A 26,621-nucleotide genomic window follows, 5' to 3' on the forward strand; every position below is an offset into this window, starting at 1 on the left:
GCCGTGCATGCGAACGATCAGGGGGAAGAGCGGATGACCGGGTGGAGTAAGCAACCCTCCGTCGTCGCGGCAATGCTCAATCCAGCACTGATCGCCGCACTGCTGGCAAGTACTGCCGAGGGACACGCCAAGGAAACCAGCCAAGGCGTTCCTGTGGTGCTGTCGTTCGTCGCCGCCCCGCTTGTGCTGCACCGGGGCACTCGCGAAGCCCTCCCGGCATCCACAGCCACGCACCTGGCAACCTGGGTGTCACGAAACCCCGTGTTGCGCGCAGGGCTCCCACAGCGCGCGGTCAGTCTCGTGGAACCGGTCCGGGCTGGCCTTCGCTTCGGACTGGCCCATGACGTGCTCAGCCTCGACCGGGACCGCCTGTCCGCCGTCCCGCGCAAGCGGCCGCGCGGAGTGCGCCCTCCGCCTCAGCTCAACGAGATCCTGCGCAAGGCCAACCTCGTGGGCCGGTGGCTAGCGAAGACCGACAGTCCGGCAACTGTCCTTGCGCTGCTGGGCGTGGCACCCTGAACCGGTGCAGCTGCTCGCGATCATCCTCTACAACAACACCGGCGACCGGCGGATCCTGGAGTTTGAGCCAGGGGCGATGAACGTCGTCACCGGCGAGTCCAAGACCGGTAAGAGCGCCCTGCTGGACATCCTGGAGTACTGCCTCGGACGCGACAGTCTCCAGATGCCCATCGGGCCGATCACCCAGACCGTCGCCTGGTACGCGGCGCTGCTCGACCTGGGCGGCGGCCGGGCATTCGTCGCCCGCCCGGCTCCCCTACCCGGCAGGAGTTCGACGCAGCGTGCCATGCTGCGGTTCGGCACCGACCTGGAGGCGCTCGGGTTCGAGGAGCTGGAAGCCGACGTGGACTCCAACGCGGTCCGCGAGCAGCTTGGGCGCAGGATCGGTATCGAGGAGAACCTCCACGAACCTCCGCCCGGGTCCGCCCGCCAGAATGTCGAAGCTCATCTCGGCCATGCCACGTTGCTCTGCCTGCAACGGCAGAGCGAGATCGCCGACCCGAACTTCCTTTTCCACCGGCAGGGTGAGCAGGGCATGGCTCAGACCCTGAAGGACACGATCCCCTACTTCCTTGGCGCTGTTCCCCGCGACCAGGCACTGCGGCGCGCTCAACTCTCCGCAGCAAAACGCGACCTCAAAACTGCCGAGGCTGCCTACCGCAGAGCCCAGGAGACTGCCCAGCTTGCCGGAGCAACCCTGTCAGCGTTGTGGCAGGAAGCGTACGCACTCGGCATGGTGGCAACCCTCGAAGAGCCCGAGCGTGCCGCTGCCGTCGCCGAACTGCAGGCGTCAATCGCTCCCGTAGATTCCGGGCCAGCCCCCGCGACCGACGGGGAGATCGCCACACGCAGGGAGCAGTTGCTGCAGACACGCGACAGCCTGCGCAACCAACTGCGCGGTGTCGCAGCCGAGCGGGAGATCCTGCTACAGCAGGAATCGACCGAGGTCGGCTTCGAGGGCGCTGTGCGCACCCAGACCGCCAGGCTGGCCAGCCTGCACCTGCTGGGCCTAACCCCTGACAGCAGCAGCCCTCTCACAACCTGCGCGCTGTGCGGCAGCACCATGACCAATCCCGATCCATCGGTCGCCGATCTGGACCAGCACCTGCGCCGACTGAGCGATCAGATGAACGGAATTGAGGCGGCCCGCCCGGCTCGCCGCGCCGCGCTGACGGCTCTGGACGAACGGACCGACGACCTTCGCGGCCAGCTACGCAGCGTCGAGGCGGCCCTGCGCCAGCTCACCGCAGCGACTTCCGCCGCCGACCAACTGCCCCAAGACGCAGCGCGCAATTTCATGCGAGGGCGCATCCACGCCACCCTCGCGTCCCTGCCTGCGGCCTCGGACACGGAGCTCCAGCGGCTGAGGCAACTGCTGGAGTTCGCGCAGGGGCGAGTCAGCGCTTTGGAGGCCGAACTCGACCCTGCGGAGGAACGCGAGCAGGTTACCTCCCGGCTGGTGGCGGTCAGCCAGGACATGACTGCGTGGGCGAACCGGCTCCAGCTCGAGCACGGCGGGAGCAGCGTGCGCCTGGACCTGAGCCGCCTCACTGTCGTTGCTGACACCGAACAAGGGCCGGCACCGCTCTTTCGCATCGGAAGCGGCGAGAACTGGGTCGGCTACCACCTCGTCGCCCACCTTGCGCTGCACCGCTACTTCGTCCGCCAGCACAGGCCCGTTCCGCGGATCTTGATGCTCGACCAACCTACACAGGCCTGGTATCGCTCTGAGGTCGATCAACGCTCGGGTGAACCGCGCAGCGATAGCGACCGCGAGGCCGTGAGCCGACTGTTCCGCCTCATCTACGACGTGGTGCGCGAGCTCGCCCCTGACCTGCAGGTAATCATCTGTGACCACGCCAACCTTGCCGAGGACTGGTTCCAGGACTCCGTGGTCCACAACTGGCGCCACGGCGAGAAGCTCATCCCTCAGGAATGGATCGACCAAGCCGCCCAGGCCTCCGGGGAGTCGTCGTGACACTCATTGCTCGGGCAGGGCGCGGCTCTGCTGCCTGGGCCAGGTCTTGGGTGATGATCCACTGATCTGTACTGCGCGGAGGCGCCGCCCAACGGATGGGCGGCGCCTCCGCGCTGTTGGTCTTGAACTCGACATTTAATGCCGACGGCTACGGTGAGCCGAGAGGTCTGTTACCTGTGAAGATTGCTGGACTCGGCATCGCATTTCCTCGTAATCGAGGGTGAGCTGGCGAAGGGCCTCGGCGTAGATGGCGACGGTGCGGCGGAGCTGAGTGACCTCGCGCCGGAGGCCGGCGATGGTGTCCTCCGAGGTCTTCTTCTGCTCGGAGTCCGAGGCTGGCTCGCAGGGGGCGTTGCGCAGGGCGTCAGCCCGCTCCTTGAACGTGGCGATCAGATGGGGGTAGTTCCGGTAGAAGGTGGCGTGCTTGATGTCCAGGCGTTTCTCCACGGCCGTGATGGTCGGGTACCGACCGGCTTCCTGAGCCTCACGGAACACCAGGTCCATGGCGAGCTGGACTTCGTCGTCGGTGAGGGTCGGCCGGGTCACCGTACGGTCTCCTTGGTCATGCTGGTGGGGATGTTGTTGGCTGCGAGGAACTCGGTGAGTTCGGTGCGGCGCTGTTCCATGCGGTCGCGGACGTACGGCGCGAGGACGGAGCCGTTGGCGAGCGCGCGTTCGAGGCGCTGGAGCCAGGCGAGGAACGTCTGGGCGTTGTCGGCGGTGATGGCGACGTTGCGGCACTTGAGCGGTTGGCAGTCCGGCAAGGACGGGCCGTCGGCGCCGTCTCGTCGACGGCACAGGGCCTTGTCGGGGTTGTAGACGCAGGTGACGAACTGGCCGGGGTAGATGCGGGGGTCGTGCCGCTGCATGAACCGTGCCAGGCGCTTGCGGTCGGTGATGACTTTCCCAGCGAACTGGACCTCGTTTTCGAGTGCGGCGAGACGGGCTTCGGCCTCTTCGGCGGCGGGGCCGGTCAGTCGCTGCGGGGCGGGGTTGAGGATGATGTCGCCCAGCTGTTCGCCGCGGGCGATGGCCTGCTCGGCCTCTACCTCGTGCCGGAATCCGGAGGCCGAGGTGCCGGCGTATCCCTCGAACATTTGCACCGAGTGGTGGCGGTACTGGATGGCTCCGGCGATGGTGCCGCCGGGCTGCCGGGCGATCGTCCACGCCAGGGTACGGCGGAACTGCTTGGTGACCAGGCGCCAGTCCTTGCCATTGACCTGCGGGATGGCGTCGTCTCGTCCGTGCTCGGCGCAGTATTCGTTGATCCACTTCACGAGCCTGGCCATGCCCTCGATGGTGGCGTTGACGCCCATGACGGAGTTGGGGCTGGAGCCCATTTCGCCGCTGCGACTGGCAGGAGGATGGGCGAACAGCATGTCCTGGCTGGGCGGCTGCAGCCGCTCCAGAGCGCGGACGGCGGTGGCCACGGAGGCGCTGACGACCCAGGTGGCCTCGGTGCCGGCCGGGGTGTCCTCGCCCTTGAATGCCTGGCTGGTGACTTTGTACCGCACGGGGCGGCCGTCCTCGTCGCGCATGACGGACAGGCAGCCGCGCTTCATGTGCTTGATCTCTGCCTCGCGCATGCCGGACAGGTAGGCGATCACGATGTAGCAGGCGATCTGGAGGCGGTTGGTGAAGCGGGTGACGTCGTCGTAGCGGATACCGCGCAGCCAGGGCTGGCCGTCGAGTCGGCCGCGGATCTCGGTGGTCATGTAGGTGGAGTCGTCCAGGCCGAGTTCGTCGATCGCCTCGGTGATCATCGACCAGAACGGTTCGCGGTTGAGCGTGGTGGTGTCCACGTTCGCCTGGCGGCACAGGTGGATGACGTTGACCGGGGGCCGCTGGTGCTTGTACCCGCCGCGCGGCTTGCCTCGCGGCAGGGGGCGGCGGGTGGCCCTGTATTCCTGCAGGAGGGCGGTGACCCGCTCGTGCGGGGTGGTGCCGTCGACGATTCCCATGTAGCCGGTTTTCCGCTCTCGCAGGGCGAGCCAGTCGGCCTGGGCACGGATGACGTCGTCGGCGAACTCCTCGACCCAGCGCAGGGCCCACAGCAGGAGCGGGGCCAGGACCTGTTCGGGGATGCGGTCGGTGGTGTTCTCGGGTCCGGCTGCGGGGCGGCGGCGAGGGCCCTTGATCTCGGGCCAGGCGCTGACGGGGTCGATGCTGAGTGCGTCGGAGAGCAGCTTGCGGCGGAAGTACCACAGGTTGCAGACGGCCCGGCGCTTGCGGCCGACCGTGTTCGCTGTGTGACGCCGGGCCTCTACGCGCAGGCGGTAGGCGTCGATGTCGTCCGCGGTGATCTCGCGCAGGGCTCGGATGCCGCGCTCATTGGCCCAGTCGAGGAACTCCTTCAGGTCGGAGACCATGCTGCGGATTGTTCTGACACGCATCTCCTTTTCCCCTTCGGGGAGGTCGTTGCGCAGCATCGCGAAGCACAGTTCCTTGGCGGCCTGCCGGAACTGGGCGGGCAGGGTGAGGAAGTTGATGGTCAGCGCGTTTTGGTGTGCCTGGTGCTGGCATGGGGACAGGTCCCATTTGTCGTCGCCGAAACGTGAGGTGGCGGCGAGGTCGATGTGCGGCGCCAGGGGCCGGTTGGCCAGCACCAGGGCGTCGTCGGGGATGCCGCCGAGGGCGGCGGGTACGGCGGTGGTCATCAGCTTTCCTTCGGGCCGTCGAGGAGGTCCAGGACGAGTTCGGCGGGCTTGGACTTGGCGGCTTGGGCGCGCTCGGCGTCGGTGAACTGCGGCAGGATCAGGCGGGTGAGCGCGAGCCAGGTCCGGCCGTGCTCGGTGACCCACGCGTCCAGGGGCATCTGCTGGCGGGCGTGTTCCAGTTCCTCGACCAGCGCCAGCAGGGCGGGCAGGTGCTGGTGGGTGATCAGCGCGTTCGGGCAGCGCAGGCAGGTCAGGAACGACACGCCGCAGCGTCCTTCGTCGAACGGGCCGTGCTCGATGTCCAGGCAGGCGTTGGCGAGGGTGTCGCGCTTGCCGTCCAGGGCCTCGCTGAGGACTTGGGGGGTGATGCCGAGGGTGTCGGCGGTGCGGCTGCCGTCGCGCAAGGCCTGCTCGGTGGCCGTGTCCAGGATGCGGGGCTTGAACTGGCGGGCGGTGCTCTCGGCCTGTTCCAGGGCCGTGGTCATGATGTCCTCGGCCCAGGCCCGTACGACGGGATCGCCCTGCAGGTAGTGCTGGAAGGAGACGTCCAGGGTGTTCGTGCGGGAGGCGGAGGGCAGGTGGCCGCCCATGGCCTTGGTGGTGCGCACCTCGACCGTGGTCTTGATCCGGTTGATGGTGATCTTCAGCGGCTTGCCGTCGTCGCTGGTCAGGCCGTGGCGGGTGCCCCACTCGCTGAGGTTGAGCACGCGGGCCAGGCTGGAGGCGAAGGGGTCCACGTGGCCGAAGTTGACGTCCTTGGAGTCCCAGTCGTAGCCGCGGGCGCCGGAGAGCCCGGCCCAGATGCTCCAGATCCGCCTGCCGCCGGAGAAGCGCCGGCCGCGGTCGGTGAGCTGGTGCAGCAGGAGGTAGAAGCCGCCGGGGGTGTGCAGTTGGCGGCTGTCGCTGGTGCCGGTCTCCCAGTAGACGGTCTCCCGGGTGTCGCTCTTGCCCCGGCGGCGCTTGGTCAGGGTGATGGCCACGGCCCGGTCTTCCACCAGCCGGTGGGTGGGAGGCAGTTCCTTGAGCGTCTCGCCGTTGCGGCCGGTCAGGCACGCGCCGAGAACGAGGAGCGGGGTGATGTCGGGGTCGGTGAGGAACAGGCGCCGTGCCATGGTGAGGCGGCCCTTCATCACGTTCTGCCACAGCTGGTCGGTGGACCGGGCAAGCGGGACGCGGCCGGTGCGGTCCATCTCGTCCAGATGCATGCCCAGCACCTGGTCGTCCGCGCTGAGGCTGTCCGGGGCGGTGCGGTAGGTGGCCAGGAGTTTCTCGCCTGCGCGGATGCGGTCGCGGATGGCGACGGCGTCGCTGCGGGCGGCGGTCAGGATGGCCTTGAACTCGCGGTCGGAGTAGCCGGGGACGGGGGCGGTCTTGAGCTTGCTGACCAGGTTGCGGCGTCCCAGGTACTCGCGCAGGTCCTCCGACAGCACGTCGCGGGGCGTGATCGCCCGCAGGATGGCGTGGATGAGCACCATCTGGGTGCGCACGCCAGCCTCGGTGGTGGTCCTCAGCTTCTCGAACCGGAAGCGGTCCAGATGGCGGGGGGACAGTTCGCCGATGCTCTTGGGCGGGTTGGGCAGGGCGGCGATGAAGCCGAGGAACTGCCGCATGGCGGTGAAGTCGCCATCCGCGCTGGCCCGGGTGCGCAAGGTGCCGGTCGGGCCGGTGCGGTGGGCGAACGCGGAGGCGAAGTAGGGGTGGAAGGGCGGGTGGCGCAGCTTGGAGATGTCGTACTCGAAGGTGCGGCCGTCCTCGCCGGTGAAGTGCACCTTGAGCGTCCGGGCCGCCTCCTCGGGCGGTGCGGGTGCTTCGTAGGGGCCGTCGGGCATGACCGAGGTGCGTCCGGTGCCCGGACGCGCCGGCCGGGAGGCCTCTGCCGGGCCTTCGGGCTGGTAGGTGATCTGCTCCAGCCGGTGCCGCAGCTCGGTGGACAGCTGCTCGTAGGGCGAGATGTGCATCAGCAGCCGCCGCAGGCTGGTGAAATGGATCGGCTGGGCGCCGGGAGCGAGTTCGGCCCGCACCCGCTGGTGGAAGTCCTCCAGGTGCTCCACCGTCAGCTCGCCGAGCGAAGCCGGCGGCTGGGGGAGAGCTTCCAGCCCGGTCAGGAAGCGACGCAGGGCGTCGAACGGCCGTTGGGCGGTCCGGCGCGAGGTGCCCTGGGCGGCCTGAAGCATCGCCGTGAACGCGTCGACGAGCGTGGCGTGCCAGGCCGGGAACGGCAGCGTGGCGAAGTCGAAGTCGAACATGACGCCGTCGTGGTCGGTGAACTGCACCACCAGCGGATTGCCGGGAAGGGTCGCCTGAGCGGGGATCGTCGGTGTCTGGCGGGCCTTGGCGAGGTAGGCCCGCATGTCGATGGACAGCATGGTGGCGGGCTCGACGTACCGCAGCAGCCGCCCGATCTGCCACATCTGCGCGCGCGCTGCCTTCTGCGTGCTGTGGCCCAGCTCGTGCAGGTAGTAGCCGTCCAGGTGCCCCGGCGTCAGGTCGGCCAGAGTGCGAGGGATCTGCTCCAGGGACTCCAGATACGACAGGAAGCGGCCGATGGGCCAGAACGCGGCATCGGCGCTCTTGAACGTCCGGATCGCGCCGAGGTTGAGCACGTCGGTGAACGCACGGGCCAGTACGTCGTGCCAGTGCGGCATCGGCAGCGCGGCGAGGTCGTAGGGGCGGATCACCCCGGACCGCTCTTCCGCGAAGGACACGACCGCACCGTCGGCCACGGCGACGCGGCGGCTGAGCGAGTTGTCGGAGGCCTCGGCGGTGGCCATGGTGTCGGTCATCGGGAGAAAACCTCCAGGTCGTGGTCGGCCCCGGGCTCCGACTCGGCGGAGTCGACGCCGGTGGGCTCCCAGTCGTTCGGAATCAGGGCGAGGCGGGTCTCCAGCTCCAGCTCCTGCAGCGCATGCAGGTACCGGAGCGTGGTGGTGACGCTGCGGTGTCCGAGCCGAAGGCGCACCCAGTTGAGCGGATCGCCGAAGATCATCTGGTGGGTGCGCCGCTGAGCGGGGTTCATCTCCGCGAGGTCCTGGATGTGGCCCCGCCACAGCTGTTCGAGGGTGATGACGGCGTAGGAGTGGCGCAGGGCATGCGGATGGGCCCTCACCGCCAGGCGGAGCCGCCGGGTGCGCTTGTTGGCCGTCTTGAACACTTCCTGCCAGCACGAGCCCTTGCTGGGCAGGCCGTTCTCGTTGATCCACAGTGCGGCGGGCTCCAGCCCGTCCGGGGTGTCGATCAGCAGCCGTCGCCGCTCGGCATGCCCGAGCTGGTCCACGGTCAGCCGCTCACCGTCGACCATGACGAACGGCTTGGCGCGGTCGGTGATGATGAGCGGGTCCCGGATGCGGTCGTACACGCCGGCGTCGCGGGCGTCCTCGATCGCTCGGCCCGCTCCATCTCGACGTAGTCCCACACCGCCTTCAGCGAGGAGGCGGGCAGGTACACCCACCTCGCGGAGCCCCATTTCGCGATCCGCCACGGCAGCCAGGTCCGCACGTTCTGCTGGCCCGGCACCGGGTGGGGCAGCTCGAAGACGGACAGCGAGGTCTGCTCGCACAACCGCAGACCGGTGCGGATCATCAGATCGCAATAGGTGCCGTTGCGGGCGGCGAACCGGCCGCGGAACGAGCGGTCGGCCAGCCCCTCGCAGGTCAGGCCGCGCAGGCCCACGTCCCGCCACGTGCGGTACATGCGAGGGGTGAGCCAGACGACCTCCTTGCGCGGCCCGGTGTGGGAGGCCTCCGCCGGGGTCTGGCCCCCGCCGCGGCGGCCATGGGCGTGGCGGGCGCGGCTCTCGCGCTGCACGATCGGATTCTCCGCCGCGTACTTCCGGCGCGGGTTGACGGCCCACTTGTAGAAGGAGTTGACCGAGGCCACCTCCCGGTCCCAGGTGGTCCAGTCGACGTGCGGGCCGCGCGGGTCCGCCGTACGCCACTGCTTGTACGCGGCGCGGTCCTGGGGCGTGGCGTGACGCCAGTCCGTGCGGTTCCGGCTGCGCCAAAGGAAGTTCAGCCACAGCTTCAGGTCGGAGGCGTGGGCGCGCTGGGTGTCCTCCGGGGAGCCGGCCAGCTCCGTGGTGAAGTACTCGTTCAGCTGGGTGTCGTAGCGGCCGTCCGGGCTGATCAGGTAGGGGGTGCCGTCGAGGATCTTGTGGTCGTCCAGCCACTCGTCGAGATCCCACAGGGTGTCGATCAGCGGGTCCGCTGTTTGCGGCCGGGGCAGGTCGCGGCGGGTGTAGAACACCCGCCAGAGAAGTTCGGTCATGGTTCCAGTCGTCGTGTTGCTGTGGAGAAGGAGCCGGGCAGCCCGCCCGGGGGAATGGCCGGATCAGCCCCGGGCGAGGGCCTTGGCGGTGGCCCGCAGCCGGGGCATCTGCACGGTGAGGGGCTGGCCGTCGTCGGCGGTCAGGTGGTGCCGGTGGGCCCAGGTGTGCAGCAGCGGCGAGACGGAGTTGCGCGAAAGCGGGGCGTGGCCGCTGAGGTTGGCGCTGCGGCCGGTCCACAGGTTCCACAGCTGCGGTGTGCCGGAGAATCGGCGGCTGCGCGCGGTGAGCCGGTGCAGCAGGAGGTAGAAGTCGCCCGCGCTGGCCAGCGGGTCGTGGCCCTCGCCCCGGACCTCCCACGTGCACTGCACGGGGCCCACCTTGCGGTCGTCGAAGCGGACGTCGACGTGGCCGTTGGCCACCACGTGCTGGGCAGGCAGGTCGACCGCCTCGGTGACCCGCAGTCGGCCCAGGGCCAGGGACAGCACGAACAGCGGGGCCGCGTCGGCCAGGGTGAGGAAGAGCAGCCGCGCCGTGTCCTGCTTGCGCCGGCCTTCGACGTGGGGGATACGGCCGGTGCGGTCCATCACCTCCAGCAGGCGGGCCGTGGCCAGCTCCTCCTCGCCGAGCGTGTCCGGGGCGGCGCGGAACGCGGCCAGGAGCTGCGCAGACGCGGTGAGGCGGGCGGTGATCCGGGCCGCGTCGGTGCGGGCCGTCTGGAGCAGCGCGGTGTACTCGCGCTGGGAGTAGAGCGGCACCGGGGTCCGGGGCGGCATCGGCCCGGTGATCTTCCGGGGGGCCTTGACCAGGTCCCACACCTTGGGGTGCAGGGACCCGTACGGGGCGTCCTGCAGCAGGCGGCACAGCTGGGCGAGTTCACGCCCGATGCCCGCCGCCGTGCGGGTGGCCCCCTCGAGTTCGCGGTAGGTGTACAGGTGGTCGGGCTCCACATCGGCCAGGCACGCAAGCGGCTTGTCCTGCATGCTCAGGAAGGACAGGAAGCGGCGGATGGTCCCGAAGTAGGTGTCCGCGCTGGCGAGGGTGAGCATCCCGCTGGCCGGGGCCAGGCGGGCCTCCAGGGCGGCGGCCAGCGGTGCGTGCAGCGGCGGGCAGGGCAGCTGGGCGAAGTCGTAGGTGCGTTCACGGCCGACCGCCGGGCGGAAGCGGACGACGGGGCCGGGGGTGTTCTCAGGCATGGGAGGCCTTTCAGCAGGGCGGCGGAGTGCCGCAGATCGGGTAGGTGACAGGCCCGGTCAAGGTCGCCGGGCGGGATGGGCGGCGCCGGTCAGCGGGCGGTGGGTCACAGGCCCGGTGCCGTCTCGGCGGGGACGGTGACCGACAGTTAGGCGCGGGTGCCGTTGCCGTCGCGCATGGGCCGGTAGCTGGCCGGGCCGCAGGCGGCGGCCTGCTGGAGGGCGGCGACCAGCGTGCGGACGGCGCGGTCGGCGCCCATCAGCCGGACATTGACGGGCTGGGCGCCGCCGGCGGTGACGGAGACGGCCGGGGTGCGGGAGGTCACGGTGCTCTCCTTAAAGATCAGTGGTCAGGGATGAGGTCCAGGACGGCCTGGTGGTCGGCCGTGCTCAGGCCGATGCGGTGGCCGCCGGCGGGGGTGGACTGGTAGAGGCGGTGCTGGCCGTCGGCCCAGTCGCGCAGCAGCTGATGAGCGGTGTCCACGTCGGTGTCGAGCGCGTCGGCGATCTGCTGCCAGCTGGCGCCGCGGCGGCGGGCGTCGTGGACGAGCGAGCCGCGGTAGTGGCCCAGCTCGGTGCGGATGGCCTCGCCCAGGGCGAGGCAGGCCAGCGCGTCGGTGGCGCCGTGCCGGGCGGGATCACTGCGGCTGAGCATCAGCGCCAGCAAATGGTCGCCGCGGCGGTTTTCCATCCACGCGATCGGCGTCGTAATCGGCACGTCGCCGGGGCGGGTGATCGGCTGCAGCGCCTTCCACCGCTCGTACGCGGTGTGGGTGTCGGGGTTGGTCACGGTCTCCTCGCAACAAGCGGTAGGGGATCGGCCGGGTGGTCACGGCGCGCCCGGACAGGCGGGTCCGGGAGCGGCGAAACCGGCCGGAAGCGGGGGTGGGCAGGATTGGCCTGCGGAACCTGTCGCCGCAGGTCATAACCTGTACGGCGGCCTGCCGCCGGCCTGCCGGACCGGCAATGCGGCGGCAGGCCGCGGGCAGGTCACGAAAACGCCGTGAGCGCGGCCCTGACGTCGGCCAGGAGGTAGCCGGTGGGCTCGCCGGACAGGTGCCGCAGCCGGGTGGAGGCCAGTTCCACCCCGGCGTCGGTGAGCGCCTTGCGCAGGTGGCGGCCGATCATGGCGAGCCGGTCGGCGCGGTTGTCCCACCGGCCCCACCGGTCGGCGTCGGCGGCGCGCAGGTGCTCGGCGAGCTGGGCGACGGTCAGGGCGTCGGGATCGTGCTCGGCGCGGAAAGCTTCGCGCACGGTGAGCAGGATGGCCGGCGCGGGCGGCGGCGTGGTGTCGGCGCGGCAGCGGGCGAGCAGATCCTGGTAGGTCTGCCACAGCCCGGCCTCGGTGAGGGTGTGGGTCAGGTCGGGCAGTCCGGCGGCGGCGCGTTCGGCGCCGAGCCGGGCGGCCTGGGCGTCGCTGACCTCGCGGACCTTGTAGCGGATGGGCCGGTTGGGCAAGCCGGGCAGGCCCTGGGCGTAGATCTGGCCGGCGTCGTTGACCTCGGTGTGGGTGGCGGCCTGCAACAGGTCCGCGCGGTAGCCCTCGGCGATGGCGCCGCCGCCGAGGAGTTCGGTGACGTCCACGCGGCGGCAGGCGCCCAGAAGGCGGGTGGACAGCTTGGGGCCGATGGCCTGGCCGAGGTGCTCACGGGTGCCGAACTGGCTGTCGGCCTCGAACCACAGGGCTTCCTTGCGGCCGAGCAGCATCGCGCGCACCAGCTTCGCCTTGGCCTCGTCGCTCAGCTGCGGCCACTCGTCGACGTACACCACGACGGCCGGGTGCTCTTCGCTGACCCGCCACTTGTTGCCCCAGCCGTAGCGGGCGCGCTGGCGGGCGCGGGCCGCACACCACTGAAGCAGGAAGTCCAGCACAGCCTGGATCAGCTCGTCGTCCATGCACGCCGACAGCGTGATCGCCTCGCCCAGGGCGCCGACGCCGGTGCCGACCGGGTCGATGTTGAACACCACGGCGTCACGGCAGGCAGTGGCGGCTTCGGCGAGCGCGAGCATGACGCCGGACTTGCCGCCGCCGGAATCGGCGACCATCAGCATCATCAGCCCGGCCAAGGAGAACACCAGCGGGGTGCCGTCCATGGCCACGCCGAAGTCGGCCGCGTCCAAAATGGACATCGACAGCGGCGGCCGGTACGGCAGCGGGCCGACGACCTCCGGCGAGAAGGGATCGCGCAGCAGGGCGCGGACGAACGCGCTGTCCCCGGCCTCGGGGTCGCCCTCGACGAGCAGCCCGTTGCGGCGCAGCCTCAGGCGGGTGATCAGGCCCTTGTAGACGTCGTCCTTGTTCAGCTCGTCCGGGCTGCCGGTGGAGAACCGCACGTAGAACGACCAGCCCCACGGCTCCTCGACCGCTTTGGCTACCTCGGCGAGGTCCCGGCCCTCGGCCCGGATCGCGGTGGCGAGCACGGCGGCGGCCTGCTCGCCCGTGCGGGCCTCGGCGAGCGAGCCGGGCTCCTGCTCCTCCTCTCCCTGGGCGGCCGACGGTTCGGCGGGCTCGGCCTGGTTGGCCTCAGGCTGCGGTGCGGTGCGGGGTTCGTCGAGCTGGTAGTCGGCGGGCGCGTCGAGTTCGGGGATGAGCAGCTCGGCGGGGATGGGCCGAGTGGTGAGCGGGATCGGGTGGCGGGTGAGCCACCAGCCGCCGCCGAGCAGGGCCGGGCCGGTGATCAGCGCGGACAGGGGGGCGGTGGCGGTGACGGTGGCCAGGGCGCCCAGGGCGGGCACCACCACGCAGGTGAAGCGGACGGCGCCGCGACTCCCGCGCCACCGGGTGATCTGCTCGGCGGTGGGCTGGGTCGGCGTGAACGGCAGGGCGTTCAGGACGGCCAGCCCGTTGCGGCGGCGATCGGCCTCGGCCCCCAGATCGCGCAAACGGTGTTTCTCCGGGCCGCTTAGGCCGTCGTCGGCCGCCTTGTCCACCAGTTTGGACATCTGCTTGAGCGTGGTGTCCCGGGCGGTGCGGGCGTCGTCGCGGCGCTCGGTGTAGTGGTCGAGCTGCTTCTTGACGATGCGGCGGCGGATCTCGTCGCCGGTCATGTAGCGCAGCGCGGCCCAATGCACGGTCAGGGCCCAGGCGTTGCGCAGGCCGGGCAGGGTGCGGCCGGTGATGAAGCGGGCGGCGGTGGCCGCCGCGTGGGCGATGCGCCGGGCCGTCTGTCGGCGCGCTGCGGCCGGTGCCGGGCCGGTGCCCGGCTGCGGCTCCGCGTCATCGTCGACGAACTCGCCTTCATACACGATGACTTCGGGCAGGAGGGGGCCGTGGTCGTGGCTGGTCATGGCTGGGGTGCTCCAGAAATGCGCGGGGCAGGAAGAAAAACGAGGAAAAGGGGCGCGGGTTCCGGCGGCGGAGGCGCCGCGAGAGAGCGGCGGGTTCAGCCGCCGAAGACGTACAGGCCGATGTTGTTGCCGGTCAGGGTGGTGGCGCTGACGATCCAGCCCATGAAGCCCAGGCTGGTGCCGTAGCAGATGGCCACGAGGGTGCCGCCGACCATTTCCTTCCAGTCCTTGGGCTTGCCGCGGGCCGCGATGAGCTTGATGACGTACCAGGTGATGCCGGTCAGGCCGATGGCCGCGCCGCCGGCAGAGACCGGGGTGACGGCGGTGCGGGGTGGGTTGGCGGCGGCCGCGGCCCCGGCGGTCTTGTCCACGGCTTCCTGCCCGGCGACGTTCATGCCGTGGCGCAGGGCGCCTGCGATCTCGCCGAGGAATCCGCCGGAGTTGACGGTGATCAGCAGCATGAAGAAGCCCACCAGGATCAGCGTCTTCTTGTTGCGCAGCAGCTTGTACTTGAACCCGGCGATGATCGCGACGGTGGCGATGGCGCCGAAGACCAGGGCGCCGAAACCGGCGTTGGCGGGGGAGTTGTCGAACACGGTCAGGCTCCAGTCAGGAAGTGGTTGGCAGCGCGCCAGGAGACGATCAGGACGCCGATGCCGGCGGCCCACAGCACGGGGCGGGTGATGATCCAGCCGCGGGGCGAGCGCACCAGGCGCACCAGGCCCCGGCCGGTGCAGGCCAGCGCCTTCCAGGCCAGGTCGCACACGAGGCCGATCACGCCCGGGGCGAGGCGGCCGAGGAGGACAGCGCCGGTGCCGGCGAGCACGGCACCGAGCGGGGCGAAGACGGGGGCGGTGATCCCGCCGCGGCTGATGCTGTCGGCGACCCAGCCGGCGGCGGTGGTGTCGCCGACCGGCATGAACGTGGCCACCGCGATGGACAGCAGGTTGCGGACGGGCTGCAGCCGTCCCCAGTCCACGTCGTTGCCGTCGTCGCCGGCGAGGGCGCGATCGGCGACGGCCGCCGCGACCTCAGCCAGGCTGACCGCCTCGCCGAGGGCCACCGCCACGTCATGGCTGACGGCCTCGGCCAGGTCCGGGGCCATGGCGGGCGGGGCCGGGGGCGGCTGGTCGCCGGTGACCGCGCAGCGCACCGCGCTGTCGGAACGCAGCGGGCAGTTGGCGGCCACCGGGCAGACGGAGCAGCAGCCCGCGGGGGTCGGCTCGGCCGCCTGACCGCCAGCCCACCAGTCGTTGGCGCTGGTGCCGTTGTTCAGCGAGGCCATCGCACGGCCTCCCCGAGCAGGACCAGCAGCCGCTCGCGCACCTTGATCTCGTCCTCGTCCGGCTCGGCAGCGGGTACCGGCTCGGGCCGCCCGTCCTCGGGCAGCGGCAGCACGTCGGGCAGCGCGCGGGACCGGCGGCGGGGCAAGATCAGCCGGACGCCGGAGCGGGGACGACGGCGGAAGAACATCAGGCTTTCCCTTCTTCCGTGGCGGGGCGGGCGGGGACGGTGGCCGGCTGGGCCGGGAGGTTCTTCTTCACCGCGCGGATCTGGTTGCGGACCCACTCGGGGTCCGCGTTGAACTCGCGGCCGAGTTCGGTGGGCGAGGGCGTCATGTCGTCGGCGAGCAAAGCGGTGATCCGTGTCCGCACCGCATCGCGCAGCTCATCGCGCCCGGTACCGCGCGCCGCACGGCTACCCGCATTCCGGGAGGCCCGGCGCTCGGTACGGCGCCTGCGGCTACCGGCTGCCGCACCGGGCTTGCCGGAGGGAGCGCCACCGGTGGCGGAACCGGTCTTACCGCTGGCGGACCCGGCGTCGGCCCCGCTGCCGTTACCGCTCGCGCTGCCGGTAGCCGGTGCAGAGTTACCGCTACCGGTAGCCGGATCTTCACCGCCCGGGTTACCGGTGGCGGTAGCCGGGCCCTCACCGGTAGCGGTAGCCGGGCCTTCACCGGTTGGGTTACCGGTGCCGACTGCCGGGTGTTCGCCGCTCGGGTTACCGGTGCCGGTACCGGGCGGCAGGGCGGGCGGTACGGCGGCCGTGGCGGCCGGTGCCGGGGGTGCGGCCGGTGCGGTAGAGGTGGCGGGCTGGTCGCGCAGCGCGTGAACCCGCCACAGCACGAACGGGCCTATGGAGACGACGAGGGCGACCAGCCACCAGGTGGGCTTGACGTTGTCACCGGTGCCGGTGACGCCGAACAGCCCGGCCTCGGCGAGGTGGACCAGCACGTTCGCGATCACCATCAGGCTGATGGCGGTGAAGGCGTCGCGGTGGCGCCGGAAGGCGGCGACCACGTACACGTCGATCGCGATCGGCAGCAGGGGCGCCACCCAAACCGGGAAGCCGACCAGCATGGCCAGCTGCCACTCGCCCGACGCGGTCAGCCCGATTGCGGCGAACAGCGCGAAGGTCGGCAGCTTCTTTGTCAGCTTCTCGCCGCGCTCTTGGCGCTGCTCGGCCTCGGTGCGGGCCTGCTCCAGCAGCGCATCCGCCTCTTCCTTCTCCCGGCGGGCCTGGGCCAGGGCGGTGTCCGCCTTCCGGCCGCTGTCCTCGGCCTGCTTCTGGGCTTCGGTCACCAGGGCCTCGGCCCGGCGCTGAGCCTCCTGCAGGATCCGGGCGGCCTCCGCCTCGGTGGCCTGCCGGAAGGATTCGGCAGTCTCCTCGCGACGGCGGGCCCGGGCGTCGGCCTGCTCCTCGATGCGACGCAGTTCGTCCTGGCCGGCCTCCCGCAGGTGTGCGGCCGTGGCGCGGGCCTCCGCGAGGATCTCCTCGGCTGCCTCGCGGGCCTGGGCCAGGACCGTCTGTGCGGCGGCGATCTGCTTCTCGGCCGCCTGGTGGGACTGCTGGGCATGCAGGTCGGCGACGAGTTTGCGCTCCTCGGCGCCCTCGGCGTCGGCCTCGGCCTGGGCGGCGGCGGTGGCCGCCTCCCGCCGCAGGGTCTGGGCCTCGCGGCGGACCCCGGCCAGCAGATCGGCCGCCTCGGTGTGGGCCGCCTCCAGGATGTCGGCGGCCGTCGGCTCCGGGGCCGGGGTGTCGATGATGTGGGCGCGGTGGGCGCCCGGGATGTTCGGTACGCGGTGGTGCTCGATCACCGGGGATCTTCTTCCTGCTGTGTCCAGGTGGCGGCGAGACGGTCGGCGGCCAGGGCCGCATCCGTCCTGCTCAGGGCCTGATTCATGCGGGCGGTGGTCTGCTCGGCGTCGGTGGCGGCTTGCCGGGCCTGCTCGGCCCGGCCGATGGCCGCCTGCCAGGAGCGCACGCGGGTCACGAGATCCACCCCCGCCGCCCGCCGCGGCCTTCCTGCCGCTCACGCTCCTTGTCGGCCCATTTCCAGCCGTCGCGGTCGGCCTTGGTCGCGCTGCGGCGGTGCCGCTCACGGCGTTGCACAGACCGCTGGGCTTCCTTGCGCTGCTTGCGCTGGCTGGCCGACTCCTTGCCCGCATAGGTCGTGGCGGCCATCTGCCGGTCGTTGCCGATGAGCCCGAAGAACGCCATCACGCACCCCCGCTCGTCATGGCGGTGATGTGGATGGTGGAGCTGCCGCAGATGCCACGGGCCTCCAGGTAGTCGCCGCTGGGCCGCAGCCCGGGGGCGTGGATGGCCTGGGCGAGGGTGTCGATCAGCCGTGCGGGCAGGGGGCGGCCCACGTGGACGGCCACGTCGGCGTCCAGCGGGGCCGCGTCGCTGAACAGGTCGAGCAGGTGCGCGACCAGGTCGGTGTCGTCCAGAACAGCGCCGGTGGACGGCGCGGGCGGGACGGCGGCCGGGATGGTGGCGGCCAGCAGACGGGCCAGGCCCGCCCGCAGCTGCAGGATCGCCATCACCAGCGCGTCGGAGTCCATCTCCTTCAGCGGCAGCGCGATGGCCTCCGCCAGCAGATCGCGGGCGCTTTCCCCGGCCTCGACCCGGCGCGCGGCCGGGGACGCAGCGGCCAGGCCGTTCCACGCCATCCGCATGTACTCGGCCAGCTCCGGAAACACCGGCTCCGGCAACAGGCGGGTGCGCTGCGGCAGTTCGCGGTTGTGCGCGCTCATGCCGCACCCCCGCCCCGCAGCTGCTGGCGGGCCCGGTACATCTGCCGCCGCTCCTCCTGACGCACCCCGCCGAAGACCCCGTTGATGCGTGTGAGCTCCGACTGGGCCAGGTCCCGCTCCAGGCACACCGCCCGGACAGCGGCCGGGCACACCGCGCACACGGCCAGCGCCGCCCGCTCGCCCTTGTTGGGCTGCTGGTCCAGCTCCGAGGGGCGAGCGAAGAAGATCTGTGTGTCCAGGCCCATGCAGGCGGCCTGCGGCCGGCCCTCGGCGTCCACCGGGGAGGCCCCGAACGGCAGTCGTAGTAACGAACCGGGCGAACGCCGTGTCGTGGCAACCGGCGCACTCGTAGGCTTGGGCATGCGGAAGTCACTCCTTGAAACAGGTGGGCTTTCCGCGCAAGGACCCCTGAGATCGGTGGAAGGAGATCGGGGGTCCTTCGCGCGTTTTCGGGCAAGGCAGTGCTGTACGGACGCAGGGCGAAACAGCCCCAACATCCCACCAACTTCACTAGCGAAGTTGGTGAGATCGACCGTAGACAGAGATCCGCAACCTCGTCAAGACTTCACTAGTGAACTGCTTGTGACTTGCCTAGTGAAGGTGCTCTACTCTGAGCCCATGACGGCAAAGGACCCGAGGCCGCGCGGAGCGCAGCGGATCGCCGACGATCTCAGAGCGGAGATCGAATCCGGCGCCATCGAGCCGGGAGAAAAGCTCCCGACCACGCGCGAGCTTGTGGCGAAGTATGAGGTGACGGGAGAGACCGTGCGCCAGGCGATCATCCGGCTGAAAAACGCCGGACTGGTCACCAGCAGGCAGGGCGGCGGCGTCTACGCCCGCGACCGCCCGCCGCTGAAGCGGCTCGGGATCCAGCGCTACGACAAGGCGAAATGGCGCGACAGCGACGAGGTGGCGTTCATCGCCGATCGCGTCGCCTCGGGCCGCGAGTACAACCGCACCGACCAGACCCAGACGGTCCGGCGGGTGCCGGCCACCCGCGAGATCGCTGCCGCCCTGGGCATCCCGGAGGGCTCGGAGGTCTTTGAGCGCGCCCGCCTGGTCAAGGAGAAAGGCCAACCCACCCACACGCTGACCAGCTACTACCGGCCCAGCCACGTGGAGGGCACCCGGCTGGTCGACCCCACCCCCGGCCCGGCCGGGGCCGGCGGGGGCTTCCGCGTGTTCTACGAGCTCGGCCTGGAACCCGACCACATGACCGAGGAACTGCGGGCCCGCATGCCCACCCCCGCCGAGATAGAGCAGCTGGAACTGCCGCCCGGCGAGCCGGTCGTGGTCCTCAAACGCACCACCTACACCGCCGACGAGACCGTGATCGAGTACGCCCTCGGCGTCCATGCCGCCAGCCGTTTCAGCTGGAGCTACAGCTTTCAGCTGCCCGACTCCGCCTGTGACCAGGCCGAAAGGCAGGAACCATGACCAGTGAAGGAAAGCCCCGCGCGCTCGATGTAGCCGAGCTGACCGCTCCGGGCGACGTGCCGTCCGCCGACGTGGTCGAGATGGCCCACCGCCGCCGGCGGCATCAGGACCGTCTCGCGGGCACCGTCCGCGGCCTGCCGCCCGAGGAGACCGTCACCCCGGACGGCTCCGACGCGATTGCGGCCCTGGTCCTGGGCACCGCGATCACCGTGCAGATCAGCGACGAGCAGCCGCCCCTGATGCGCCGGGCCCTGCAGCACGGCCGCACCTGGAGCGAGATCGCCATGGCCGCCGGGCTCACCGTCGAGCAGGCCCGCGCCGCCTACACCGACTGGGCCGGCGGACTCGCCGAGCCCGACCGCGCCGAAGCCCTCCGCCTGGCCGAGTGACAGCCGCCCGCACACGCCGGTGCCCCGCGAAGTCGATGGTTGCTTCGCGGGGCACCGGCGTATCTGGGCAGGTCAGCGAGGAAGAAGACGACTGTCGAAGCCGGCATCCGCGAGCCGCTTGAAGGCCGCGGCCACATCCTCCGGGACCTCCTGGGGAATCGTGAAGCCCCGCTCGGGATACACCATCACCCGCTGCAGCGCGCCCACCAGCATGTCGATGACCAGCTTCGCGTCCCCGATCCCCTCGGCATACGCGGCCAGCCCCACCGGCTCCGAGGCGCACACCACATCCACCTCGGGCCACACCTTCTTGAACGTCGCGTACGAGCGACGCTCCTCGTACGGCTTGCACACCACCAGCACCGACTCCGGCACGATCCCGGCCACGGCCAGCACCTGGCGGGAGAAGACGGCATTCTGCCCGGTGTTCGCCGCCTTCGGCTCCACCAGCACCGCGTCCGCCGGGACACCGAGCTCGAGCGCGTGCTCGCGGTAGTGCACCGCCTCACCCCGCGGGAAGCGAGCCTTCGTCGTCGGGCTGTTGCCGCCGGTGAACACGATCACAGGGAACAGGCCCTGCCGGTACAGGTGCACGGTATGCGAGGCGACGCCCAGATCGTGGCTGCCCAACCCAATTCCCGCCGAGCACGGCCGCAATTCATGGTGCATCTGGTGGTAGTCCCAGATCAGCTCCGCATCCCGCCACTCCTCGGCGGAGATCACACGCTGCCATCCTGCGGCGTCTGCCACGGTCGCCACTCCCTGATCGATCCCATTTCCGGCGCACGGTGCATCCTGCCGCCGCATCGTGATCGTCGGGGGCCGGAACCCCCTCGGTGGGTAGATTAGTGAACGCTCTTGAGGGGAGGGTATGCCGGGCGCCGCATCCGCCGCCTGCCCGTTAACTTCGCCGATCCGCATGTATGGGCAGGTCAGCGGCGGCAGACTGGGAACTGCCCACCGTGATCGGGAGGAATCAACCGGTGCCGTACGACCCCAGCCCTCTGTCACGGGACGCCGCGAAGACTCTGCGCGAGATCGCCCAGGACCTCGAAAGCGGCAAGGCCGAGTACGACAGCCCGCGCAGCGCGGCCCGCGTTCTCCGCGACCTCCACGAACTCGCCGAGCATCTGCCCCAGGTCCTGCTGCAGACTTCCGCCGCGGTGGACCGGATGGCCCGGGACCGGGATGACGCCACCATTCTGGCCCGCGTCGTCGGGGAGGCCGCCACCACCGCCACGAACCTGACCGACCAGCTCCGCCGTGCGCACGAGGCGGCCCAGGACGTCCGCGGTCGCTGAAAGCCAGCAGGGGATACCCGTACTGCGTCGGCCTCGGCGCGAGTGGGACTCAGCCCGTGCGGTTGTGGCGTGGGCAGCTCACGGGTGATGGCGGGGTGGGGCTGTTGGTGGTTGGCCCCAGGGCCAGCGACCATGCTTTGCGGATGGCGTCGATCCTGAGATCATCAGCAAGCGGATCGCCGACGGGACCTGTCCGCCCGGCAGCCGGGTGCCGGGCATCGTCGAGCTGTCCGCTGAGGTCGGCATCGCTGCGTCGACGGCCCAGAAGGCTCTGGCGCACCTGCGGGGGACCGGCGAGGTGCGCACAGAGCTGGGCCTCGGTACGTTCGTTGCCGACTCGAAGTAGGCCGGCTAACTGTTGCGGGTCAGGACGTTGGTGACGGCGCATAGTGGTGGGCAAGGTTGATGGCGAGGTTGCTGAGGTGAGCCCTGGCTTCGGTGGGGCCGTGCACAGTGATGGCGCTTCCGAACGGCAGTAGCGCTCGCACGTCCTCCAGATGCAGGAAGCGGATCGTAACCTTGTGGCCGGTGGCGGATTCTTCATGGTCGTCCTGGACGAGTCGTTGGCCAAAGATCCGTTGCGCTCGCTCGATTTGGGTCTGGTCGATGGTGGCGCTGACCTCTATCGCATGGTTGTGTTCCCACTGATCAACGAGCGCTGCAGCGACGGTGGCCAGGGTCTGGTTCTCGCGGATCCGTCGTGGCTGGTCGACTGCTGTCCAGGCCGTGATCCGTTCGAGTCGGTACATCCGTGGCACTCGGGCACAGTCGGCGACGAGGTACCAGGTGCCGGCCTTGGCGAGCAGCCCGTAGGGGTCCACGACCAGGATGCGTGAGCATGACTCGTGGGGACTGTCGTACTCGATCCGTAGCCGACGACCGCGCCGCACTGGGCCGATCAGTGAAGCCGGAGTCGTGTCGGAATCTCGTGCCTGGAGCCAGGGACGGCTGTCCACGTGCACTACGTCGGTGAGGGGCAGGAGCTCACGAGCTCGACGTGGCTGTGTAGCGCCGATCTTGGAAAGCGCGCGATGGCTTTCGATGGATGCGTTGAGCTCCGCACGTTGCTTCTGATCCAGCCCGGTGAGCGACAGATGATCACGCTCGTCCGGTGTGAGTCGCGTGAGGTCGAGCCCGGACCCGGGCAGCATGGTCACACCTCCGAGGCGGCCCCGTTGCGCGGTCACCGGCAGACCGGCGTCGCGGAGCCAGTTCAGATCCCGGGTGATGGTTCGAAGGGACACCCCGAGCGCCGAGGCAAGTTCCTGTGTGGTTACGGCATCCCCCGATGCGAGGAGCAGCATCAGGGAGAAGAAGCGGTCTGGGGTCACACACCAATTTTTTCAGGAATTGCGACAGGGGGCGGCGCATATCCCGGTGAGGCTGGTGGATGCGTACCTACGACCTGTGAGAAGGAACAACCATGACCACATCCGTCGTGTCCATCGTCTATGTGAACGACGCTCCCGCCGCAGCGCGCTTCTACGGCGACCTCCTCGGCATGAGCCCTTCGTTCGAGACGCCGGGATACATCACCTTCGACCTCGGGCCAGGCGCTGACCTCGCTCTGTGGTCTGGCCAGTTCGAGGATCTGTCAGCGGACGTCCCGCGCACCAGTGAGGTTTGTCTGGCCAGCAACGATGGGCCCGACGAGATCAATGCGATCTTCAAGCAGTGGCAGTCCAAGGGCGTCACGATCCTGCAGGAGCCACATGATGCGGGGTTCGGGCTGACCTTCCTCGCAGCCGATCCTGACGGGAACCGTATCCGTGTCGCACCGCGGGGCTGAAAGGCCACAATGCGGCAGGCGCGACACCTGTCGTGCGCGCCTGCCGTTGTCTGACTTCGAGAGGACGACGAGTGCTCCACGCGAATGCGCCCCTGAGCGTCGAGGGCCGCAGGCGGCTCGTGAAGCGGTGCCAGACACGCCCCATCGCCCACGTCGCCGATGAGATGGGCATCTCCCGCGCATGCGCCAGCAAGTGGGTAAATCGCTGGCGGCTACACGGTGATGCGGGGTTGCAAGACCGGCCGTCGAGCCCGCACCGGAGTCCGAACGCGACTCCATCATGGGTCATCGAGCAGATCGAGTCCTGGCGCCGCGAGCACAAGTGGTCCGCGCAACGGATCACCGACGAACTTGTGAGTATCGGGTTTGTGATCAACCGGCGGACCGTCAGCCGACACCTGACCCGGCTCGGCCTTGGCAAACGCCGCTTCATCGACCCAGGCGGCGAGAACAACCGGAAGCCGGGAAAGATCACCGCCCGCTGGCCCGGACACATGGTGCACCTGGATGTGAAGAAGGTCGGCCGGATCCCTGATGGCGGCGGGTGGCGGATCCACGGCCGCGACAGCGATCAGGCCAAGGTCGTCGGTCGGGCGAAGTCGACCGGGGCGAAGCGTGGGTACGTCTACTTGCACTCCGTCGTCGACGGTTTCTCACGGCTCGCCTACACAGAACCGCTGGGTGATGAGAAGGGCGCTACAGCTGCTGCGTTCCTTGCCCGAGCGAAGGTCTGGTTCGCCGCCCACGGCATCAGACACATCCACCGGGTCGTCACCGACAATGGCGCTTGCTACCGCTCCGGCGACTTCGCCCGCATCGTCGGGCAAGGCACCCGGCATCAGAGAACCAAGCCATACACACCTCGGCACAACGGGAAAGTGGAGCGCTACCAGCGCATCATGGCCGAGGAAGTCCTCTACGCCCGCGAGTTCACCAGCGAGGACGCCCGGTCAGCCGCGATCGCAGTGTGGAACATCCACTACAACTACCATCGGCCGCATAGTGCTGCCGCCGGAAAGCCGCCAGCAGCACGCCTCCGCGAGAGCGTCACCAACGTCGAGCCCTCATACAGCTAACGTCGGCGGCGGGTCGCCGCCAGCGCAGCCGCTTCACGCAGTGCGGCTTCAAGGCGTTCGTCGGCGGCCTTGGATTTCTCGATGGCCTCGGTGGCGATGGCAACGGCCGCGTCGATGTTCCGCTGCCTCCTCGGCCTGTCGCTCTCCGGGCCTCGCTCTGTCAGCGCGAGCTGAATCCTTTGGATGCCGAGCAGCGACCTTAGGAACGCTTGGTTCGAGTCTCGGTACGCCTGCACTAGCTCAGGCGTCGTATAGAGCGTCAGCTTGGTGACGACCAGCCGAAACTGCTCGTCTTGGTGCCCCGGGTCGAGATCCTGAGGGCTCATGCCGCTGGGTAACTCTCTGCGCGCCCATGCGAGGTCACGCGTGTTGCCGAGCGCAATCATCTTGCGATGTGCCTCCTCGATCGCTTCGGCGCGGCGTTCCCACACCTTGAACTCACTCTCGCGGTCACGGGTCGCCCGCTGAGTGAGGCTGGCCGACATCAGGGTGGCCACCGTGCCGATGACGGACCCCAGCAGTCCGGCGCCGGTGCTGATCAGAGCGAGGGCAACAGGTGTGATCGTCACGTCGGCAGCGTAGGCATGGGTGCTGCACCGTGGAGCTGAAATTGGGGAAGCCCCGAGGCCGACCCCCGGGGCTTCCGCGCGCTTAGAGCACGCCGAGCGACGTTAGCGCCACCAGGCACAGCGTCAGCGACCCGCCGAACACGCCACCGCCGTACAGGAACGCCGGGCCTTTCGGGGCGTCCGGCCGGTGGCTAATGACACCCGCCACGATGCCGACGATGACGGAGAGCAGGAAGCAGATCGCGAAGATCAACAGCCTGACACCGAAGGAGAGATTCAACGGTCCGAGTACCTTTCCGGTGATCAGACCGTTCGCGTACGCCTCAGTCCGATCACCACGTGACATACGTGTGATCTGACCGAGGCCCACCGACGTTGGGGCTCAACCATTCAGGTGCCTGGCCAAGGCTGGTCGGCCGTACCTCTTTCTTGGACCGAACCGCAGTCTGCGTTAAGGCTGGGGCTCCACCCCTGCCACGTCCGGGCCGTCGGTGCCAGGTCCGCCCTGCGGATTTCTCCGAGGCTTCAAGTGTACCGGGAAACGGACCGCGTTGGCGGGTCGGCGGGCACGAGCCCCGGGACCGTATCTCCCGTGGGCTCTCGTGCGCTGGCCGGCAACCGGGCCCCCCGGGCGGGCTCTCGTGAGGCGGGAGACCCCACGGGAGCCCGGGACGGGCCTACGCGGCGGCGGGCGGCTGCTTCTCGTCCCCCCGGGGCGGCATCTCCACCACCGTCGCGGTGGTGGGTTGCTCGTCGACCTTGCGCCTGAAGCGGTGCCAAGCGTCGCGCGCCCGGCTGGCCGAATCGATCACGTCCGGAACCTGATCCAACACGCCCTTCAGCGCGAACAGGAAGATCGAGGCCACCCCTGCGACGGCGAGGATGGCGAGCGTCATAACCCCGTCCAACTGACTCGGTACCTTTCGGGTTGGGCGACCGAGCAGTGGCTCATGCGCAGGGCATTCGTCAGCTCGGCCACAATGAGTGTGGTCGAACTGAGAAGCCCCGCATCCGACGTCTCGCCGGGAATCTCAGAAACCAGGCGCAAACCTGGTTGTTAGTAAGCTGTTCGTAGTGCAAGCAGAAGACAAGCCTAAGTCGAGTGCGACCCGACGTCGGATGGCTTCTGGGGTGTACGTGACTTTCCCGTACAAGCGCAGCAGCCAGACAGATCACACGTCCTCTGGAACGCCCCGCGTACTCATGCGGATCACAGAGGTGACAAGACATGAAGTTCTGCCGACTGATCGCATACGGCAGCGCGAAGCATGACCGCAGGCAACCCGTCGCGTGCTCACAGGAGTTCGCAGCTCCACCGTGGGCACGCCACGAGAATAGCGCACTAGCACGGAACTGTGTGTGAACAGGTGAATTGAGTGCTGAGCTGGTGAAACACGTCCACCCCGCCCTCCGGACAGAGGCGGGGTGGACGTAGCGAACTAGGCAGCCGCTGGTGGCTCGTCGTCGTCCGCCGGAACGGTCACCGGAGGCGGCGGCTCTTCAGTGTCGTTGGGCTTGGCCACCTCGTCCGGCTCCTCCTTGAGGCGCTTCCAGGCGTCGCGCGCACGGCGGAACGACTCGAAGACGTCGGGGAGCTGATCAAGGATGCCCTTGATCGCGAAAAGCAGCACAGAGGCCACGCCAGCGATGGCGAGAATGATGATGATGGCGGTGCCGTCCACCGATCCTTACCTTCCCTGTCATGGGCCGGATCGGGCGTAGGCAGCCTCGATCCGAACCCTACGGTTCGGACCGAGACATGAGCGCGGACGCACTGCACGCGAATGTTCTCGGGTGGGCTGATGATCAGCCCGGGGTCCTTGCGTGTACGTACCTCGCCGTCCTCTGCGGCGCGCTCGTCCTCGGTGAGTCTCGTCTGCCTGCTTTGTGCGTCAGCCCATGCTGGCGGTCAGGACTCCATAGCTCCCAACGAGACTCCAGTGGCCCGCGGCTCAACCTAAGTTGAACCCAATGGCAGGCCTGAAGGGGCACCTTCACCCTCCTGCCCTGATGTTAGCGCAAGCAGGGCGATGTCGAGGCAAGTCCGCTTCTTGGTGCAGTAGTTGAGCCGGACGGGGTCTCTGGGGGGGCCTCGTGCTGGCGGGGACGGCCAGACGCCCCGGG

At 69.6% G+C, this 26,621-nt stretch carries 31 protein-coding genes; 8 read left to right on the forward strand and 23 right to left on the reverse strand.

Annotated features, from left to right (window positions below; all coding sequences use genetic code 11):
• Nucleotides 1-3 precede the first annotated feature (3 nt).
• Nucleotides 4-519 carry a three component ABC system middle component gene (locus AB0K80_RS19430; RefSeq protein WP_365671146.1) on the forward strand — a complete coding sequence of 172 codons (516 nt, stop codon included), beginning with the start codon at nucleotides 4-6 and terminating at the stop codon, nucleotides 517-519.
• 4 nt (nucleotides 520-523) lie between these two features.
• Complete coding sequence (locus AB0K80_RS19435; protein ID WP_365671147.1) at nucleotides 524-2,497, forward strand: DUF3732 domain-containing protein; 1,974 nt, start codon at nucleotides 524-526, stop codon at nucleotides 2,495-2,497.
• 135 nt (nucleotides 2,498-2,632) lie between these two features.
• Here the strand turns inward: AB0K80_RS19435 and AB0K80_RS19440 are convergent, their stop codons facing one another.
• The 17 genes from AB0K80_RS19440 to AB0K80_RS19520 form a co-directional block, all read right to left on the reverse strand.
• Nucleotides 2,633-3,043 (reverse strand): hypothetical protein, encoded by a 411-nt coding sequence (locus tag AB0K80_RS19440; RefSeq protein ID WP_365671149.1) that lies wholly within the window; start codon nucleotides 3,041-3,043, stop codon nucleotides 2,633-2,635.
• Entirely contained in the window at nucleotides 3,040-5,154 is a 2,115-nt protein-coding gene (locus tag AB0K80_RS19445) for a site-specific integrase (RefSeq protein WP_365671151.1), read from the reverse strand. Before AB0K80_RS19445 ends, AB0K80_RS19440 begins: the two co-directional genes overlap by 4 nt.
• Nucleotides 5,154-7,937 (reverse strand): hypothetical protein, encoded by a 2,784-nt coding sequence (locus AB0K80_RS19450; protein WP_365671153.1) that lies wholly within the window; start codon nucleotides 7,935-7,937, stop codon nucleotides 5,154-5,156. The genes AB0K80_RS19445 and AB0K80_RS19450 overlap by 1 nt, the downstream gene beginning before the upstream one ends.
• On the reverse strand, nucleotides 7,934-8,509 hold the full coding sequence (locus tag AB0K80_RS19455; protein ID WP_365671154.1) for a hypothetical protein: 576 nt from the start codon (nucleotides 8,507-8,509) through the stop codon (nucleotides 7,934-7,936). The genes AB0K80_RS19450 and AB0K80_RS19455 overlap by 4 nt, the downstream gene beginning before the upstream one ends.
• Nucleotides 8,431-9,417, reverse strand: a complete 987-nt coding sequence (locus AB0K80_RS19460; RefSeq protein ID WP_365671156.1) for a site-specific integrase — start codon at nucleotides 9,415-9,417, stop codon at nucleotides 8,431-8,433. The genes AB0K80_RS19455 and AB0K80_RS19460 overlap by 79 nt, the downstream gene beginning before the upstream one ends.
• A 63-nt stretch (nucleotides 9,418-9,480) precedes the next feature.
• Nucleotides 9,481-10,611: a hypothetical protein gene (locus AB0K80_RS19465; RefSeq protein WP_365671158.1), complete on the reverse strand. Its 1,131-nt coding sequence runs from the start codon at nucleotides 10,609-10,611 to the stop codon at nucleotides 9,481-9,483.
• 146 nt (nucleotides 10,612-10,757) lie between these two features.
• Nucleotides 10,758-10,934: a hypothetical protein gene (locus AB0K80_RS19470; RefSeq protein ID WP_365671160.1), complete on the reverse strand. Its 177-nt coding sequence runs from the start codon at nucleotides 10,932-10,934 to the stop codon at nucleotides 10,758-10,760.
• Nucleotides 10,935-10,951: 17 nt separating this feature from the next.
• Entirely contained in the window at nucleotides 10,952-11,398 is a 447-nt protein-coding gene (locus AB0K80_RS19475) for a hypothetical protein (RefSeq protein ID WP_365671162.1), read from the reverse strand.
• A 200-nt stretch (nucleotides 11,399-11,598) separates the two neighbouring features.
• Nucleotides 11,599-13,896, reverse strand: coding sequence for a hypothetical protein (locus tag AB0K80_RS19480; RefSeq protein ID WP_365671163.1), 2,298 nt, complete (start codon nucleotides 13,894-13,896; stop codon nucleotides 11,599-11,601).
• A gap of 95 nt (nucleotides 13,897-13,991) precedes the next feature.
• Nucleotides 13,992-14,492, reverse strand: coding sequence for a hypothetical protein (locus tag AB0K80_RS19485; protein ID WP_365671165.1), 501 nt, complete (start codon nucleotides 14,490-14,492; stop codon nucleotides 13,992-13,994).
• 2 nt (nucleotides 14,493-14,494) lie between these two features.
• Nucleotides 14,495-15,181 (reverse strand): hypothetical protein, encoded by a 687-nt coding sequence (locus AB0K80_RS19490; protein WP_365671167.1) that lies wholly within the window; start codon nucleotides 15,179-15,181, stop codon nucleotides 14,495-14,497.
• Nucleotides 15,169-15,369, reverse strand: coding sequence for a hypothetical protein (locus AB0K80_RS19495; RefSeq protein WP_365671170.1), 201 nt, complete (start codon nucleotides 15,367-15,369; stop codon nucleotides 15,169-15,171). Before AB0K80_RS19495 ends, AB0K80_RS19490 begins: the two co-directional genes overlap by 13 nt.
• Nucleotides 15,369-16,994: a hypothetical protein gene (locus AB0K80_RS19500; RefSeq protein ID WP_365671173.1), complete on the reverse strand. Its 1,626-nt coding sequence runs from the start codon at nucleotides 16,992-16,994 to the stop codon at nucleotides 15,369-15,371. Before AB0K80_RS19500 ends, AB0K80_RS19495 begins: the two co-directional genes overlap by 1 nt.
• A complete protein-coding gene (locus tag AB0K80_RS19505; RefSeq protein WP_365671175.1) occupies nucleotides 16,991-17,170 on the reverse strand; it encodes a hypothetical protein in 180 nt (59 codons plus the stop codon). The genes AB0K80_RS19500 and AB0K80_RS19505 overlap by 4 nt, the downstream gene beginning before the upstream one ends.
• Complete coding sequence (locus AB0K80_RS19510; RefSeq protein WP_365671372.1) at nucleotides 17,167-17,397, reverse strand: hypothetical protein; 231 nt, start codon at nucleotides 17,395-17,397, stop codon at nucleotides 17,167-17,169. Before AB0K80_RS19510 ends, AB0K80_RS19505 begins: the two co-directional genes overlap by 4 nt.
• Nucleotides 17,397-17,936, reverse strand: coding sequence for a hypothetical protein (locus AB0K80_RS19515; protein ID WP_365671177.1), 540 nt, complete (start codon nucleotides 17,934-17,936; stop codon nucleotides 17,397-17,399). The genes AB0K80_RS19510 and AB0K80_RS19515 overlap by 1 nt, the downstream gene beginning before the upstream one ends.
• The gene (locus AB0K80_RS19520; protein ID WP_365671179.1) at nucleotides 17,933-18,214 is read right to left on the reverse strand and encodes a WhiB family transcriptional regulator; all 282 of its coding nucleotides are present in this window, start codon (nucleotides 18,212-18,214) and stop codon (nucleotides 17,933-17,935) included. Before AB0K80_RS19520 ends, AB0K80_RS19515 begins: the two co-directional genes overlap by 4 nt.
• Nucleotides 18,215-18,554: 340 nt before the next feature.
• Here AB0K80_RS19520 and AB0K80_RS19525 point away from each other — a divergent pair, with 340 nt between their 5' ends.
• Together AB0K80_RS19525 and AB0K80_RS19530 are read left to right on the forward strand one after the other, a co-directional pair.
• Nucleotides 18,555-19,373, forward strand: a complete 819-nt coding sequence (locus AB0K80_RS19525; protein WP_365671181.1) for a GntR family transcriptional regulator — start codon at nucleotides 18,555-18,557, stop codon at nucleotides 19,371-19,373.
• A complete protein-coding gene (locus tag AB0K80_RS19530) occupies nucleotides 19,370-19,762 on the forward strand; it encodes a hypothetical protein (protein ID WP_365671183.1) in 393 nt (130 codons plus the stop codon). The genes AB0K80_RS19525 and AB0K80_RS19530 overlap by 4 nt, the downstream gene beginning before the upstream one ends.
• A 72-nt stretch (nucleotides 19,763-19,834) precedes the next feature.
• Here the strand turns inward: AB0K80_RS19530 and AB0K80_RS19535 are convergent, their stop codons facing one another.
• Nucleotides 19,835-20,512, reverse strand: a complete 678-nt coding sequence (locus AB0K80_RS19535; RefSeq protein ID WP_365671185.1) for a YdcF family protein — start codon at nucleotides 20,510-20,512, stop codon at nucleotides 19,835-19,837.
• A 233-nt stretch (nucleotides 20,513-20,745) separates the two neighbouring features.
• Between AB0K80_RS19535 and AB0K80_RS19540 the strand changes: the two genes are divergently transcribed.
• Nucleotides 20,746-21,063: a hypothetical protein gene (locus AB0K80_RS19540; RefSeq protein ID WP_365671187.1), complete on the forward strand. Its 318-nt coding sequence runs from the start codon at nucleotides 20,746-20,748 to the stop codon at nucleotides 21,061-21,063.
• Nucleotides 21,064-21,226: 163 nt separating this feature from the next.
• Entirely contained in the window at nucleotides 21,227-21,409 is a 183-nt protein-coding gene (locus AB0K80_RS19545) for a GntR family transcriptional regulator (protein WP_365671374.1), read from the forward strand.
• Between the two features lie 19 nt (nucleotides 21,410-21,428).
• Here the strand turns inward: AB0K80_RS19545 and AB0K80_RS19550 are convergent, their stop codons facing one another.
• Entirely contained in the window at nucleotides 21,429-22,394 is a 966-nt protein-coding gene (locus AB0K80_RS19550) for a WYL domain-containing protein (protein WP_365671189.1), read from the reverse strand.
• 92 nt (nucleotides 22,395-22,486) lie between these two features.
• Between AB0K80_RS19550 and AB0K80_RS19555 the strand changes: the two genes are divergently transcribed.
• Complete coding sequence (locus tag AB0K80_RS19555; RefSeq protein ID WP_365671192.1) at nucleotides 22,487-22,852, forward strand: VOC family protein; 366 nt, start codon at nucleotides 22,487-22,489, stop codon at nucleotides 22,850-22,852.
• A gap of 71 nt (nucleotides 22,853-22,923) precedes the next feature.
• Entirely contained in the window at nucleotides 22,924-23,928 is a 1,005-nt protein-coding gene (locus AB0K80_RS19560) for an IS481 family transposase (RefSeq protein ID WP_365671193.1), read from the forward strand.
• Here the strand turns inward: AB0K80_RS19560 and AB0K80_RS19565 are convergent.
• The 4 genes from AB0K80_RS19565 to AB0K80_RS19580 form a co-directional block, all read right to left on the reverse strand.
• Entirely contained in the window at nucleotides 23,925-24,497 is a 573-nt protein-coding gene (locus AB0K80_RS19565; protein WP_365671194.1) for a hypothetical protein, read from the reverse strand. The genes AB0K80_RS19560 and AB0K80_RS19565 overlap by 4 nt on opposite strands.
• 82 nt (nucleotides 24,498-24,579) lie before the next feature.
• Nucleotides 24,580-24,777 (reverse strand): hypothetical protein, encoded by a 198-nt coding sequence (locus AB0K80_RS19570; RefSeq protein ID WP_365671196.1) that lies wholly within the window; start codon nucleotides 24,775-24,777, stop codon nucleotides 24,580-24,582.
• A gap of 397 nt (nucleotides 24,778-25,174) precedes the next feature.
• Nucleotides 25,175-25,393 carry a hypothetical protein gene (locus AB0K80_RS19575; protein ID WP_365671198.1) on the reverse strand — a complete coding sequence of 73 codons (219 nt, stop codon included), beginning with the start codon at nucleotides 25,391-25,393 and terminating at the stop codon, nucleotides 25,175-25,177.
• 543 nt (nucleotides 25,394-25,936) lie between these two features.
• Nucleotides 25,937-26,179, reverse strand: a complete 243-nt coding sequence (locus tag AB0K80_RS19580) for a hypothetical protein (protein WP_365671200.1) — start codon at nucleotides 26,177-26,179, stop codon at nucleotides 25,937-25,939.
• Between the last annotated feature and the right edge of the window lie 442 nt (nucleotides 26,180-26,621).

Origin of the sequence: Streptomyces sp. NPDC052682 (assembly GCF_040678435.1) — a bacterium.
Classification (GTDB): Bacteria; Actinomycetota; Actinomycetes; order Streptomycetales; family Streptomycetaceae; genus Streptomyces.

Coding starts and splice junctions, on each gene's coding strand:
- AB0K80_RS19555 (WP_365671192.1), top strand. CDS start 22,487: ATGACCACATCCGTCGTGTCCATCGTCTATGTGAACGACGCTCCCGCC.
- AB0K80_RS19530 (WP_365671183.1), top strand. CDS start 19,370: ATGACCAGTGAAGGAAAGCCCCGCGCGCTCGATGTAGCCGAGCTGACC.
- AB0K80_RS19460 (WP_365671156.1), bottom strand. CDS start 9,417: ATGACCGAACTTCTCTGGCGGGTGTTCTACACCCGCCGCGACCTGCCC.
- AB0K80_RS19490 (WP_365671167.1), bottom strand. CDS start 15,181: ATGGCCTCGCTGAACAACGGCACCAGCGCCAACGACTGGTGGGCTGGC.
- AB0K80_RS19515 (WP_365671177.1), bottom strand. CDS start 17,936: ATGAGCGCGCACAACCGCGAACTGCCGCAGCGCACCCGCCTGTTGCCG.
- AB0K80_RS19510 (WP_365671372.1), bottom strand. CDS start 17,397: ATGGCGTTCTTCGGGCTCATCGGCAACGACCGGCAGATGGCCGCCACG.
- AB0K80_RS19445 (WP_365671151.1), bottom strand. CDS start 5,154: ATGACCACCGCCGTACCCGCCGCCCTCGGCGGCATCCCCGACGACGCC.
- AB0K80_RS19495 (WP_365671170.1), bottom strand. CDS start 15,369: ATGTTCTTCCGCCGTCGTCCCCGCTCCGGCGTCCGGCTGATCTTGCCC.
- AB0K80_RS19450 (WP_365671153.1), bottom strand. CDS start 7,937: ATGACCGACACCATGGCCACCGCCGAGGCCTCCGACAACTCGCTCAGC.
- AB0K80_RS19480 (WP_365671163.1), bottom strand. CDS start 13,896: ATGACCAGCCACGACCACGGCCCCCTCCTGCCCGAAGTCATCGTGTAT.
- AB0K80_RS19525 (WP_365671181.1), top strand. CDS start 18,555: ATGACGGCAAAGGACCCGAGGCCGCGCGGAGCGCAGCGGATCGCCGAC.
- AB0K80_RS19465 (WP_365671158.1), bottom strand. CDS start 10,611: ATGCCTGAGAACACCCCCGGCCCCGTCGTCCGCTTCCGCCCGGCGGTC.
- AB0K80_RS19575 (WP_365671198.1), bottom strand. CDS start 25,393: ATGACGCTCGCCATCCTCGCCGTCGCAGGGGTGGCCTCGATCTTCCTG.